This is a genomic window from Streptomyces sp. NPDC048734, assembly GCF_043198675.1.
GTDB lineage: Bacteria > Actinomycetota > Actinomycetes > Streptomycetales > Streptomycetaceae > Streptomyces.
This window is the reverse complement of sequence record NZ_JBICUZ010000008.1, coordinates 108715-122345: the sequence shown is the minus strand read 5'-3', so window position 1 is coordinate 122345 and position 13631 is coordinate 108715. Positions and strand designations below refer to the sequence as shown.

13 protein-coding genes and 1 tRNA gene are annotated in these 13631 nt (G+C 69.7%); 4 read left to right on the top strand and 10 right to left on the bottom strand.

Going from position 1 to position 13631, the window contains the following annotated elements; translation table 11 throughout:
• The first annotated feature begins 81 nt into the window (after positions 1 to 81).
• Positions 82 to 876, top strand: a complete 795-nt coding sequence (locus tag ACGFQC_RS21985) for a trans-aconitate 2-methyltransferase (protein ID WP_363086577.1) — start codon at positions 82 to 84, stop codon at positions 874 to 876.
• Positions 877 to 965: 89 nt separating this feature from the next.
• Here the strand turns inward: ACGFQC_RS21985 and ACGFQC_RS21980 are convergent, their stop codons facing one another.
• Positions 966 to 1211 carry a type II toxin-antitoxin system prevent-host-death family antitoxin gene (locus tag ACGFQC_RS21980; RefSeq protein ID WP_363086576.1) on the bottom strand — a complete coding sequence of 82 codons (246 nt, stop codon included), beginning with the start codon at positions 1209 to 1211 and terminating at the stop codon, positions 966 to 968.
• A 108-nt stretch (positions 1212 to 1319) separates the two neighbouring features.
• On the opposite strand from ACGFQC_RS21980, the gene ACGFQC_RS21975 reads away from it, so the two are divergent.
• Positions 1320 to 1493: a CsbD family protein gene (locus ACGFQC_RS21975; protein WP_363086575.1), complete on the top strand. Its 174-nt coding sequence runs from the start codon at positions 1320 to 1322 to the stop codon at positions 1491 to 1493.
• 60 nt (positions 1494 to 1553) lie between these two features.
• On the opposite strand, the gene ACGFQC_RS21970 is transcribed toward ACGFQC_RS21975, so the two are convergent.
• Complete coding sequence (locus tag ACGFQC_RS21970; protein ID WP_086770897.1) at positions 1554 to 2231, bottom strand: TetR/AcrR family transcriptional regulator; 678 nt, start codon at positions 2229 to 2231, stop codon at positions 1554 to 1556.
• Complete coding sequence (locus ACGFQC_RS21965) at positions 2228 to 3262, bottom strand: fatty acid desaturase (protein WP_363086574.1); 1035 nt, start codon at positions 3260 to 3262, stop codon at positions 2228 to 2230. Before ACGFQC_RS21965 ends, ACGFQC_RS21970 begins: the two co-directional genes overlap by 4 nt.
• A gap of 288 nt (positions 3263 to 3550) precedes the next feature.
• Here ACGFQC_RS21965 and ppc point away from each other — a divergent pair, with 288 nt between their 5' ends.
• Positions 3551 to 6280 (top strand): phosphoenolpyruvate carboxylase, encoded by a 2730-nt coding sequence (gene ppc / locus ACGFQC_RS21960; protein ID WP_363086573.1) that lies wholly within the window; start codon positions 3551 to 3553, stop codon positions 6278 to 6280.
• Between the two features lie 132 nt (positions 6281 to 6412).
• On the opposite strand, the gene ACGFQC_RS21955 is transcribed toward ppc, so the two are convergent.
• The 7 genes from ACGFQC_RS21955 to ACGFQC_RS21925 all read right to left on the bottom strand — a co-directional run bounded on the left by ACGFQC_RS21955 (position 6413) and on the right by ACGFQC_RS21925 (position 12134).
• Positions 6413 to 6964, bottom strand: coding sequence for a hypothetical protein (locus ACGFQC_RS21955; RefSeq protein WP_363086572.1), 552 nt, complete (start codon positions 6962 to 6964; stop codon positions 6413 to 6415).
• Between the two features lie 84 nt (positions 6965 to 7048).
• The gene (gene pth, locus ACGFQC_RS21950; RefSeq protein WP_363086571.1) at positions 7049 to 7651 is read right to left on the bottom strand and encodes an aminoacyl-tRNA hydrolase; all 603 of its coding nucleotides are present in this window, start codon (positions 7649 to 7651) and stop codon (positions 7049 to 7051) included.
• Between the two features lie 73 nt (positions 7652 to 7724).
• Positions 7725 to 8315 carry a 50S ribosomal protein L25/general stress protein Ctc gene (locus ACGFQC_RS21945; protein ID WP_363086570.1) on the bottom strand — a complete coding sequence of 197 codons (591 nt, stop codon included), beginning with the start codon at positions 8313 to 8315 and terminating at the stop codon, positions 7725 to 7727.
• A 201-nt stretch (positions 8316 to 8516) separates the two neighbouring features.
• Positions 8517 to 9491 (bottom strand): ribose-phosphate diphosphokinase, encoded by a 975-nt coding sequence (locus tag ACGFQC_RS21940; RefSeq protein WP_363086569.1) that lies wholly within the window; start codon positions 9489 to 9491, stop codon positions 8517 to 8519.
• Between the two features lie 135 nt (positions 9492 to 9626).
• Positions 9627 to 11075, bottom strand: coding sequence for a bifunctional UDP-N-acetylglucosamine diphosphorylase/glucosamine-1-phosphate N-acetyltransferase GlmU (gene glmU / locus ACGFQC_RS21935; RefSeq protein WP_363086568.1), 1449 nt, complete (start codon positions 11073 to 11075; stop codon positions 9627 to 9629).
• 108 nt (positions 11076 to 11183) lie between these two features.
• Positions 11184 to 11255: transfer RNA gene (locus ACGFQC_RS21930), tRNA-Gln, on the bottom strand.
• A 15-nt stretch (positions 11256 to 11270) separates the two neighbouring features.
• Positions 11271 to 12134 carry a hypothetical protein gene (locus ACGFQC_RS21925; protein ID WP_393288530.1) on the bottom strand — a complete coding sequence of 288 codons (864 nt, stop codon included), beginning with the start codon at positions 12132 to 12134 and terminating at the stop codon, positions 11271 to 11273.
• 160 nt (positions 12135 to 12294) lie between these two features.
• On the opposite strand from ACGFQC_RS21925, the gene ACGFQC_RS21920 reads away from it, so the two are divergent.
• Positions 12295 to 13599 (top strand): histidine kinase, encoded by a 1305-nt coding sequence (locus ACGFQC_RS21920; RefSeq protein WP_363086566.1) that lies wholly within the window; start codon positions 12295 to 12297, stop codon positions 13597 to 13599.
• The last annotated feature ends 32 nt before the right edge of the window (positions 13600 to 13631 follow it).

Genomic DNA, 13631 nt, shown 5'->3' with positions numbered 1-13631 from the left:
GAACGACGAACACACCGGCGGACACACCCGCGAAGACCCACGGGAAGTCCCCGACGAAGACCTCACCCCGAGGAGCCGCCCATGCCCTCCCCCGCCTGGGACCCCGCCCAGTACCTGCGCCACGCCGGCCACCGCGCCCGCCCCTTCGCCGACCTCCTCGCCCGCGTCCCCGACCTGCCCGGCACCCCGCCCCGCATCGCCGACCTCGGCTGCGGCCCCGGCAACGCCACCCTCCTGCTCACCCGCCGCTGGCCCACCGCCCGCGTCACCGGCTACGACAACTCCGCGCGGATGCTCACCGAGGCCCGCGCGCACGCCGGCGCCCGCCTCGACTTCGTCCACGCCGACCTCACGACCTGGGCGCCCACCGAGACCTACGACCTGATCGTCTCCAACGCCGCCCTGCACTGGGTCCCCGGCCACCTCGACGCCCTCCCCGCCTGGCTGGCCGGCCTCGCCCCCGGCGGCACCCTCGCCTTCCAGGTCCCCCACAACACCGACGCACCCCTGCACGCCCTCATGCGCGGCCTCGCCGGCGCCCCCCGCTGGAAGAACCGCCTCGGCACGGCGCTCCGCCCCGAGGACTCCGTCCACGCCCCAGGCGTCTACCTCGACCGCCTCGCCCGCCTCGGCTGCGACACCGACGTCTGGACGACGACGTACCACCACGTCCTGACGGGCGAGGACCCTGTCCTCGACTGGGTCCGGGGCGCCGGCCTGCGCCCCGTCCTCACCGCCCTCGCCGACGACCCCGAGGCCCGCGACGCCTTCGTCACCGACTACCGCGACCTGCTCCGCGAGGCCTACCCGCCCCGCCCCTACGGCACGGTCCTGCCCTTCCGCCGCCTGTTCGCGGTGGCACGGAAGGGGGCCTGAGGCGCGTCCCCGGTGACCGCCCTGAGTTCCGGGAGCCGGCAGTCGCACCGACAGACCCGCGGAGGTCGGCCTCCGGCCGAGCCAACAGCTCAGGGACAGAGCCCCAACACGCGTTCGACCTCCGCGTGCGGGATGCCTGGGCCGAGCGTGCTCTCGGCCTTGCGGCGCTCGTGGTCGGCGACGGCGAGGGCGTCTTCCAGGTCCTCGATCACCCGCGCAGGCACGAGCAGGGCCGCCGTCCCACCGTCGGTGAGAGAGATCGTCTCGCCATCGCCCGCGCGGCGGACCAGGTCCCCGAGCTGGGGGCCGGCCTCGGAGACCGGGATCTTCGTCATCCGCACGGCGTGCCACGCGCCGACGTGTGAAGGGTTGTTTCAACCGCGCCGCACGGGTCACCCGTAGTGACACGACAGGACCCCGTACCTCACTGGGAGTGATGGATCGTGGCAGGCGAGCAGAAGTCCAAGGCGAAGACGGAACAGGTCAAGGGCAAGGTCAAGGAAGCGGCCGGGCGGGCCGTGGGCAACGAGCGGCTCGAGGCCGAGGGACGCGCCGAGCAGGCCAAGGGCGACGCCCGCCAGTCCAAGGAGAAGGCGAAGGACGTCTTCAAGCACTGACCCGGATGCACGCAGGAGGGGCCCCGTCCGACGGACGGGGCCCCTCCACTCGCGTGTACGTCAGCTCTTGCGCCGGCCTATCAGGTGCGGCTTGGCCTCCAGGCCGTCCAGCCCGTGCCACGCCAGGTTCACCAGGTGCGCCGCCACCTCCGCCTTCTTCGGCCGCCGCACGTCCAGCCACCACTGGCCGGTCAGCGCGACCATCCCCACCAGCGCCTGCGCGTACAGCGGCGCCAGCTTCGGATCGAAGCCCCGGCTCTTGAACTCCCGGCCCAGGATGTCCTCCACCTGGGTGGCGATGTCCGAGATGAGAGAGGCGAAGGAGCCGGTGGACTGCGGGATCGGGGAGTCCCGGACGAGGATGCGGAACCCGTCCGTGTACTCCTCGATGTAGTCCAGCAGGGCGAACGCCGCCTGCTCGCACAGCTCCCGCGGATGACCGGCCGTGAGCGAACTCGTCACCATGTCCAGCAGCCGCCGCATCTCACGGTCGACCACCACCGCGTACAGACCCTCCTTGCCGCCGAAGTGCTCGTACACCACCGGCTTGGACACCCCGGCCTTCGCCGCGATCTCCTCCACCGACGTGCCCTCGAACCCCTTCGCGGCGAACAGGGTGCGACCGATCTCCAGCAACTGCTGGCGACGCTCCGCACCGGTCATCCGGGTGCGGCGCACTCGCCGCGGCTTCTCATTGCTCGGGGTGCTGCTGGAGTCGGTCGCCACGGCGTCCATCATGCCGCTTCCGCGGTCGCCTTCCGGCGCCGGGAGCCGTCCCCGCCCGTGTTCCGGCGCGAATCGATACGCGAGCGTGACGGCCAGCGCACGTCGTACGCCCAGCCGAGCATCTCGAACCAGCGGATGAACCGCGCCGAGGAGTCCAGCTGGCCACGCATCACACCGTGCCGCGCCGAGGTGGGGTCGGCGTGGTGCAGGTTGTGCCACGACTCCCCGCAGGACAGCACCGCCAGCCACCACACGTTGCCGGACCGGTCACGCGACTTGAACGGCCGCTTGCCCACCGCGTGACAGATCGAGTTGATCGACCAGGTGACGTGGTGCAGCAGCGCCACCCGCACCAGCGAACCCCAGAAGAACCCGGTGAACGCGCCCCACCAGGACATCGTCACCAGCCCGCCGATCACCGCCGGCAGCGCCAGCGAGAGCACCGTCCACAGCACGAACTGCCGGGAGATCGCCCGCAGCGCCGGGTCCTTGATCAGATCCGGCGCGTACTTGTCCTGCGGCGTCTGCTCCTCGTCGAACATCCAGGCGATGTGCGCCCACCACAGGCCCTTCATCAGCGCCGGCAGCGTCTCCCCGAAACGCCACGGCGAATGCGGGTCGCCCTCCGCGTCCGAGAACTTGTGGTGCCTGCGGTGGTCCGCCACCCAGCGCACCAGCGGCCCCTCGACCGCCATCGACCCCATGACCGCCAGCGCGATCCTCAGGGGCCGCTTCGCCTTGAAGGAACCATGCGTGAAGTACCGGTGGAAACCGATGGTGATGCCGTGGCACCCGAGGTAGTAGAAGAAGACCAGCAGGCCCAGGTCCAGCCAGCTCACCCCCCAGCCCCAGGCCAGCGGCACCGCCGCCAGCAGGGCCAGGAACGGCACCACGATGAAGACGAGCAGCGCGACCTGCTCGATCGAACGCTTCTGCTCACCGCCCAGCGTGGCGGTCGCCGTGGGAGGGACGTGGGAGGAGGGGGTACCGGAGCCGCCGGGCGCCGGTGAGGGGTCTTCGAACACGTCGGAGCTTGAGGTCATGCGCGTCCCCTGTGGGGTCGTGGGTGGAAAGGGGTGCCGGATCCGCAGGACCGCACCACACTTCCTACGGTTCCGTAACCTACGGTGACGTAAGTATGACAGTGCGGCACCCGGAGGCACGAGCCCGCCAGACCGCGCGTCCTCCCGGACACCTATCCTTGGATCGGTCGGACAGCGCGGTCCGCTCTGTTTTCTTCCCGGACGACAGACCCGCAAGCGGCCCCGCCGCCGGGCCTGACGGCCGAGTTCCCTCCCGGACGAGCTTCAACACTGCAAGGAGCCGCACCTGTGAGCAGTGCCGACGACCAGACGACAACCAGCCCCGAGCTGCGCGCCGACATCCGCCGACTGGGCGACCTCCTCGGTGAGACCCTCGTCCGGCAGGAGGGCCCCGAGCTCCTCGACCTGGTCGAAAAGGTCCGCCGCCTCACCCGCGAGGACGGCGAGACAGCCGCCGATCTGCTGCGCGGCACCGAACTGGAGACCGCGGCCAAGCTGGTCCGCGCCTTCTCCACCTACTTCCACCTCGCCAACGTCACCGAGCAGGTCCACCGCGGCCGCGAACTGCGCGCCAAGCGCGCCGCCGAGGGCGGCCTCCTCGCCCGCACCGCCGACCGCCTCAAGGACGCCGACCCCGAACACGTCCGCGAGACGGTCCGCAACCTCAACGTCCGCCCCGTGTTCACGGCGCACCCCACCGAAGCCGCGCGCCGCTCGGTCCTCAACAAGCTCCGGCGCATCGCCGCGCTCCTGGAGACCCCCGTCATCGAGGCAGACCGCCGCCGCCACGACACCCGCCTCGCCGAGAACATCGACCTCGTCTGGCAGACCGACGAACTCCGCGTCGTACGCCCCGAGCCCGCCGACGAGGCCCGCAACGCCATCTACTACCTCGACGAACTCCACGCCGGAGCCGTCGGCGACGTCCTCGAGGACCTCACCGCCGAACTCGAACGCGTCGGCGTCACCGTCCCCGCCGCGACCCGCCCCCTCACCTTCGGCACCTGGATCGGCGGCGACCGCGACGGCAACCCCAACGTCACCCCCCAGGTCACCTGGGACGTCCTCATCCTCCAGCACGAACACGGCATCAACGACGCCCTGGAGATGATCGACGAACTCCGCGGCTTCCTCTCCAACTCCATCCGCTACACCGGAGCCACCGAGGAACTCCTCACCTCCCTCCAGGCCGACCTCGAACGCCTGCCCGAGATCAGCCCCCGCTACAAGCGCCTCAACGCCGAGGAGCCCTACCGGCTCAAGGCCACCTGCATCCGGCAGAAGCTGGAGAACACCAAGCAGCGCCTCGCCAAGGGCACCCCCCACGAGCCCGGCCGCGACTACCTCGGCACCAGCGAGCTCATCGGCGACCTCACCCTCGTCCAGACCTCCCTGCGCCAGCACCGCGGCGGCCTCATCGCCGACGGCCGCATGAACCGCACCATCCGCACCCTGGCCGCCTTCGGCCTCCAGCTCGCCACCATGGACGTCCGCGAACACGCCGACGCCCACCACCACGCCCTCGGCCAGCTCTTCGACCGCCTCGGCGAGGAGTCCTGGCGCTACTCCGACATGCCCCGCGACTACCGCGCCAAGCTCCTCGCCAAGGAACTCCGCTCCAGGCGCCCCCTCGCACCCACCCCGGCACCCGTCGACGCCGCCGGCGAGAAGACCCTCGGCGTCTTCCTCACCGTCAAGCGCGCCCTGGAGGTCTTCGGACCCGAGGTCATCGAGTCGTACATCATCTCCATGTGCCAGGGCGCCGACGACGTCTTCGCCGCCGCCGTCCTCGCCCGCGAGGCCGGCCTCGTCGACCTGCACGCCGGCTGGGCCAAGATCGGCATCGTGCCCCTCCTGGAGACCACCGACGAACTCAAGGCCGCCGACACCATCCTGGAGGACATGCTCTCCGACCCGTCGTACCGCCGCCTGGTGGCACTGCGCGGAGACGTCCAGGAGGTCATGCTCGGCTACTCCGACTCCTCCAAGTTCGGCGGCATCACCACCAGCCAGTGGGAGATCCACCGCGCCCAGCGACGCCTGCGCGACGTCGCCCACCGCTACGGCGTCCGCCTGCGCCTCTTCCACGGCCGCGGCGGCACCGTCGGCCGCGGCGGCGGCCCCTCCCACGACGCCATCCTCGCCCAGCCCTGGGGCACCCTCGAGGGCGAGATCAAGGTCACCGAACAGGGCGAGGTCATCTCCGACAAGTACCTCATCCCCTCGCTGGCCCGCGAGAACCTGGAACTGACGGTCGCCGCCACTCTCCAGGCCTCCGCCCTGCACACCGCCCCCCGCCAGTCCGACGAGGCACTCGCCCGCTGGGACGCCGCCATGGACGTCGTCTCCGACGCCGCCCACGCCGCCTACCGCAGGCTCGTCGAGGACCCGGACCTGCCGACGTACTTCCTCGCGTCGACGCCGGTGGACCAGCTCGCCGACCTGCACCTGGGCTCCCGGCCCTCCCGCCGCCCCGGTTCCGGCGTCTCGCTCGACGGCCTGCGCGCCATCCCCTGGGTCTTCGGCTGGACCCAGTCCCGCCAGATCGTCCCCGGCTGGTACGGCGTCGGCTCCGGCCTCAAGGCCCTGCGCGAGGCGGGACTGGACACCGTGCTCGACGAGATGCACAAGCAGTGGCACTTCTTCCGCAACTTCATCTCCAACGTCGAGATGACCCTCGCCAAGACCGACCTGCGCATCGCCCAGCACTACGTCGACACCCTCGTCCCCGACGACCTGCGCCACGTCTTCGACACGATCAAGGCCGAACACGCCCTCACCGTCGCCGAAGTCCTCAAGGTCACCGGCGAGAAGGAACTGCTCGACGCCACCCCCGTCCTCAAGCAGACCTTCGCCATCCGCGACGCCTACCTGGACCCCATCTCCTACCTCCAGGTCACCCTGCTCAAGCGCCAGCGTGACGCGGCGGCCGCCGGCCAGGAACCCGACCCCCTCCTCGCCCGCGCCCTCCTCCTCACCGTCAACGGCGTCGCCGCCGGCCTGCGCAACACCGGCTGACCCGCACCACACCCCCCACACGTGAAGGGCGCCCCGAGAACCTCGGGGCGCCCTTCACACGTCGTACCGCGCCGCCGTGGCACGACCTCGTGGCACGACCTCGTGCCACGACCGCCGCCCTACACTGCCGCCCTACACCGCCACGAACGCCGCCGTCAGCAACGCCACCCCCGACCCCGCCAGCACCCACCCCCACCGCGCCCGCCCCAGACCACCCGCGACCACCACCGACGCCAGCAGCAACGCACCACCCATCGGCACCCACGCGTACAACACCCCCGCAGGACCGGACCGCACGACGTCGTCACCACCGCCCGGCTTGATCACCACCGTGTACGTCTGCCCCCTGCGCACCGCCACCGTCTTCTCGATCACCACCCGCGCCCGCGCCAACGACCCCGGCGACAACGGCGTGTACGGCCCCGAGCAACTGTCCGCACCACAGCGCGCCACCGCGATCGTGCCCTGCTCCCGGCCCTTCGTCAGCATCACGTGCTGCGCCGTCCCCCAGGAACCCCACACCCCCGCCACCAGGATCAGCGACGCCACCACCCACATCGCCGCCAGCCGCCCGAACCGCAACGCCGCGCCCGAGACCCCGCGGGAGGAACCCCGGCGCGCGGGACGCCGACGAGCGGGACGCCGATGGGACGTGGCGACGGTGGCAGGCATGGCCGGGATCATTGGCCATGCCTCTACGGCCCGTCAACCTCGGCGGGTGACACGTCGCGAGTTGTCCGCACCTGTCCACGCCCCGCACCCCCCGGCTCAGGAGTTGTACGTCCCCTGCGCCCGCTCCAGCCCGTCGATCACCAGACACTCCACCGCGTCCGCCGCCCGGTCCACGAACCAGTCCAGCTCCTTGCGCTCCGCCCCCGAGAAGTCCTTCAGCACGAAGTCCGCCACCTGCATCCGCCCCGGCGGCCGCCCGATCCCGAACCGCACCCGGTGGTAATCCGCCCCGAACGCCTTCGTCATCGACTTCAGACCGTTGTGCCCGTTGTCCCCGCCACCCAGCTTCAGCCGCAACATCCCGTAATCGACGTCCAGCTCGTCATGGACCGCCACCACCTGCGCCACCGGCACCTTGTAGAACTCCCGCAACGCGTTCACCGGACCGCCCGACAGGTTCATGTACGACATCGGCTTCGCCAGCACCACCCGGCGGTTGCCCGGCCCCGGCGGACCGATACGCCCCTCCACGACCTGCGCCTGCGCCCGCCCCGCCCGCTTGAACCTCCCCCCGATCCGCACGGCCAGCAGATCGGCCACCATGAACCCCACGTTGTGCCGGTTCATCGCGTACTCCGGACCCGGATTGCCCAGCCCCACGATCAGCCAGGGGGCATTGGCGTCGGTCGTCACGTCCATGTCTCCTCGATACACGCCAGCCGCTGCCCCCCGAGGGAACAGCGGCTGACGAACAAACGACGGCGGTACGGGATCAGGCCTCCGCGGAAGCCTCTTCGCCCTCACCCTCGGTGGGCTCCTCCGCCTGCGCGGCCAGCACCTGCAGCACGACGGTCTCACCGTCGACACCCAGCTTCGTGCCCGACGGCAGCGGAATGTCCTTCGCCAGGACCGAGTCACCGGCCGTCAGACCCTCGACGGAGACCGTGACCGACTCGGGGATGTGCGTGGCCTCGGCCTCGACCGGCAGCGCGTTCAGGACGTGCTCCAGCAGGTTGCCACCCGGAGCCAGCTCACCCTCGGTCTGCACGAAGATCTCGACGTTGACCTTCTCACCACGCTGGACCAGCTGAAGGTCGACGTGCTCCAGGAAACCCTTGATCGGGTCACGCTGCACCGACTTCGGGATCGCCAGCTCGTTCGTCTTGCCGTCGATGTCCAGGGAGATCAGGACGTTCGGCGTACGCAGCGCGAGCAGCAGCTCGTGACCCGGCAGCGTCAGGTGGATCGGGTCCGAACCGTGGCCGTACAGCACACCGGGAACCTTGCTGTCACGACGGATACGGCGAGCCGCACCCTTGCCGAACTCGGTGCGGGACTCAGCGGCGATCTTTACCTCGGACATGGCACTCACTCCTCGTAGAAACAGCGACGGCGGAAAAGTCACCCGGCCACGAACGGCCTGCTACGAAGAGCGCGTCGATAACGGACCGCCGTACACACGCGTCACACGCGTACGGCCTCCCTCGCCGAGCAACTCGCGCAGTCTACTCGGCGGGGGAGGCCGCAGAAAAATCGATCAACCCGGCAGAAGCGGGCGCACCGCCTACTGCTCGTCGAACAGGCTCGTCACCGAACCGTCCTCGAACACCTCACGCACCGCGTTCGCGATCGTCGGCGCGATCGACAACACCGTGATCTTGTCCACTTCCAGCTCACCCGGCGTCGGCAACGTGTTCGTGAACACGAACTCACTCACCTTCGAGTTCTTCAACCGGTCCGCCGCCGGACCCGACAGCACACCGTGCGTCGCCGTCACGATGACGTCCTCCGCACCGTGCGCGAACAACGCGTCCGCCGCCGCACAGATCGTGCCACCCGTGTCGATCATGTCGTCGACCAGCACACACACCCGGCCCTTGACCTCACCGACGACCTCGTGCACCGTCACCTGGTTCGCCACGTCCTTGTCACGCCGCTTGTGCACGATCGCCAGCGGCGCACCCAGACGGTCACACCAACGGTCCGCCACCCGCACCCGACCCGCGTCCGGCGACACCACCGTCAGCTTCGAACGGTCCACCTTGCTGCCCACGTAGTCCGCCAGCAACGGCAGCGCGAACAGGTGGTCCACCGGACCGTCGAAGAAACCCTGGATCTGGTCCGTGTGCAGATCCACCGTCAGGATCCGGTCCGCACCCGCCGTCTTCATCAGATCCGCGATCAGCCGCGCCGAGATCGGCTCACGACCACGGTGCTTCTTGTCCTGCCGCGCATAACCGTAGAACGGCACGATCACCGTGATCGAACGCGCCGAAGCCCGCTTCAACGCGTCGATCATGATCAACTGTTCCATGATCCACTTGTTGATCGGAGCCGTGTGGCTCTGGATCAGAAAGCAGTCCGCACCACGCGCCGACTCCTCATAACGGACATAGATCTCACCATTGGCGAAGTCGAAGGCCTTCGTCGGGACGACCCCGACACCCAGCTGGTGGGCGACCTCCTCGGCAAGCTCGGGGTGGGCGCGGCCGGAGAAGAACATCATCTTCTTCTCGCCGGTCGTCTTGATCCCGGTCACAGCACTGTCTCCTCAGAGGTGTCTCAACCGGCTGACCCAAGACCTCGCCACTGGGCGCGACGGGGCCGTCTCAGCTGGTGGGGGTGCGGATGTGCACTTACCACGGTACGCCGTCCACGACGCACCCGTTTCCGGTCAGTTCTCGCCCTCGCCCTGCCGGGAAGCCGCCTCGGCAGCCTTCGCCGCCGCACTCCCCGGACGCTTACGCGCCACCCAACCCTCGATATTCCGCTGCTGACCACGGGCCACGGCCAGCGAACCGGGCGGCACGTCCTTCGTGATCACGGACCCGGCAGCGGTGTACGCACCGTCCCCGACCGTGACAGGAGCCACAAACATGTTGTCCGAACCCGTCCTGCAGTGCGACCCGATAACGGTGTGATGCTTGTCCTGCCCGTCGTAGTTCACGAACACACTGGCCGCACCGATGTTCGTGAACTCCCCGATCGTCGCGTCCCCCACGTACGACAGATGCGGCACCTTCGTCCCCTCACCGATGACCGCGTTCTTCGTCTCCACGTACGTACCGACCTTCGCCCTCACACCCAACCGCGTACCCGGCCGCAGATACGCGTACGGCCCCACCGTCGCCTCCGGACCCACCTCGGCCCCGTCCGCCACCGTGTTGTCCACCCGCGCCCCCGCACCGACCACCGTGTCCTTCAGCCGGCTGTTCGGACCCACCTCGGCGCCCTCACCCACACACGTCGCACCAAGCAACTGCGTCCCCGGCAGCACCACCGCGTCCTGCCCGAACGTCACCGTCACATCCACCCACGTCGACGCCGGATCCACCACCGTCACCCCCGCCAGCATCGCCGCGGTCAACAACCGGTCGTTCAGAATCCGACGCGCCTCCGCCAGCTGCACCCGGTTGTTGATCCCCGCGACCTCACGATGATCACCGGCGACGGACGCCCCCACACGGTGACCGGCCTCCCGCAGAATCCCCAGGACATCCGTCAGGTACTCCTCACCCTGACTGTTGTCCGTACGGACCTGCTTCAACGCCTGAGCCAACAACCGCCCGTCGAACGCGAACACACCCGAATTGATCTCCCGGACCGCCCGCTGCGCCTCCGACGCGTCCTTGTGCTCCACGATCCCCGTGACCGCACCCGACACCTCGTCCCGCACGATCCGCCCGTACCCGGTCGCGTCCGGCACCTCGGCCGACAACACGGTCACCGCGTTCCCGTCCGCGTGATGGACGGCGGCGAGCTGCGCCAGCGTCGCACCGGTCAGCAGCGGAGTGTCACCGCAGACGACCACCACGGTCCCGTCCACCGCCCCGCCGAGCTGCTCCAGACCCATCCGCACGGCGTGCCCGGTGCCGTTCTGCTCCTCCTGCACCGCGGTCCGTACGGCCGGGTCGATCGCGGCGAGGTGAGCGGTGACCTTCTCGCGCGCGTGCCCGACGACGACGACCAGGTTCTCGGGGTCCAACTCGCGGGAGGCGGCCAGGACGTGCCCCACGAGACTGCGGCCGCAGATCTCGTGCAGGACCTTCGGTAGGGCCGACTTCATACGGGTGCCCTCACCCGCTGCGAGAACGACGACGGCTGCCGGGCGGATGGCGCTCACGGAGTTGCCCTTCGGCTGTGGAGAGGTGGGACGTCCGAAGGATACCGGGGCGTCTCCCGGCGGACATGAGAGTGGGCCCTGACAGTGCTGTCAGGGCCCACTCGGCAGCTCCGCCGGCTGGATTCGAACCAGCGTCTCAAGGCTCCAAAGGCCTGCGGGATGCCGCTACCCCACGGCGGACCGCTGCCTCAAACCTTACCGGAGGAGAGGAGGAGCATGATCCTGCACGGCGGAGTCCACGATCCCGGACCACCAGCCTTCGATGCGACGGTACAACTCGGCTCCTTGCAGGACGCGGATCACGAGGCAACCGCGGTAGTTCTCGCCCACGTTCTTCCGGACGGTCTTGGGGTTGTGCCGCTTCAGGGTCGTCTTGTAGAAGGCCGCACGGTCGGCGCCGACGAGGTCTGCCCAGTACTCCTCGGCGCCCGTGACGTCGGCGTTCTCGTGGATCATCACATTGAATCGCAGACGTTCCCGAGATACGCCGAGCAGGTCCAGCCAAGCCAGGTAGACCCTGATGACCCCGGGATCGCTGTTGACGAACTGCACGCTCTCCCGCCTGGCGTAGGGCTTGTCCTTCGACCCCTCGGCCCAGTAGAGGGCGACGCCGACCAGAAACAGGTCGCGGGCAGTCATCGTGCCGATCTCGCTCGCGGCGGCAGCCTTGGTCTGCTGCCTTTTCTCGTCCCGCACCGCGAGTTCGTGCTCCCACCTCTTCCGGCAGGCCAACCTCGCCTGCTCCGCCGCGTCCCGTCGCTCAGGTTTGGGCAGATCCCGCACCCACAGCGAGATCGAGCTTTTCGAGCAGCCCAGTTCCACCTGGATCTGGTCGTACGTCCAGCCCTGGAGCCGCAGCTCTCGCGCCTTCGCCCTCGGGCGCTTCGTCCACTCCGGGGGAGGCTCGCCCTCCAGGAGGCGGTTGAGGAGGTCGTTGTTGTCCACGTGCAGTCGGTCGCGGATCTGCCGTCGGCTGAGTCCCGCCCGTCGCAGCGCGACCGCCCGTTCCCGTAGGCCCTCGAAGTCCGCGTACTTGCCGAGTGAATGTGTCACAGGCATACCGTCCGGCCGGAATATGAGGTTCCGGGCTCGAACAGGGCTCATTCAGCAGTTCGAGGGATACCGGGGGGTTTCGATGCTGTTCGGTTGTGGGGTGTGGTGGGGAGGAGTCGGTGAAAGTCGCCGGAAAAGGCGGGGCGGGCGCCCGTAGGGTGGAGGTATGACCACGACGGGGGAAGAGCACGCCTCGGCTCGGGGAGGGCCTTGGTGGTGGAGCAGGCGCCGCAGTGCGGTGTTCGACTGGAGTCTCGCGGTGGGGTCCGCCGCGGAGTGCGCGGTGGAGGGGTATCCGTTCGCGCGGGACGCGGGTGTGCCGCCGGCGGTGGGGGTGGTGTTCGGGCTGCTCGCGGGGTCGGTGCTGCTGGTGCGGCGGAGGTGGCCGATCGCGGTGGTGCTGGTGGCGATCGCCGTCACGCCGGCGCAGATGGGCTTCCTGATGGGGATCGTCGGGCTGTACACGCTGGCCGCGTCCGAGCTGCCGCGGCGGATCATCGCCTCGTTGGCGGGGATGCAGCTGGTGGGGACGTTGATCGTGACGTTCGTGCGGGTGGGGCAGAGCATGGACCAGGGGCGTCTGACGATCGGTGACTGGTTCATCCCGTTCGCCGCGATCACGACGTCGCTGGGGCTGACCGCTCCGCCGTTGCTGCTGGGGTTGTACGTGGGGGCGCGGCGGCGGTTGATGGAGAGTCTGCGGGAGCGGGCGGACAGTCTGGAGCGGGAGCTGCAGTTGCTGGCGGAGCGGGCCGAGGAGCGGGCGGAGTGGGCGCGGGGTGAGGAGCGGACGCGGATCGCGCGGGAGATGCACGACGTGGTGGCGCATCGGGTGAGTCTGATGGTGGTGCACGCGGCGGCGTTGCAGGCGGTGGCGCGGAAGGATCCGGAGAAGGCGGTGCGCAACGCGGCGCTGGTGGGGGACATGGGGCGGCAGGCGTTGACCGAGTTGCGGGAGATGCTCGGGGTGTTGCGCAGTGGTGAGGGTGTGGGGGTGCGGGGTGTGTCGGTGCCGTCGGCGGCGGTGGGGGTGGCCGCGGTGGCTGTCTCCTCGGGGGTGGTGGAGGAGGGGGAGGGGCCGTGTCTGTCGGAGTTGGACGAGTTGGTGGGGCAGTCGGCGGCCGCGGGGATGGCGGTGGATCTGTCGGTGGAGGGTGAGGTGCGGGGGTATGCGCGGGAGGTCGAGCAGACGGCGTACCGGGTGGTGCAGGAGGCGTTGACGAACGTGCACAAGCATGCGGCGGGTGCGAAGACGTATGTGCGGTTGGCGCACCGGGTGGCGGAGATCGCGATGCAGGTGGAGAACGAGCCGCCGCCGGAGGCGGGGTCGGCGTCGTCGGCGCGGTTGCCGTCGGGTGGCAACGGGCTGGTGGGGATGCGGGAGCGGGTGGTGGCGTTGGGTGGGGTGTTCGTGTCGGGGCCGACGGAGGCGGGGGGTTTTCGGGTGTCGGCGGTGATTCCGGCGGTGTAGGGGGCGGGGGGCTCTCCGGTGGGGTGTGCCCG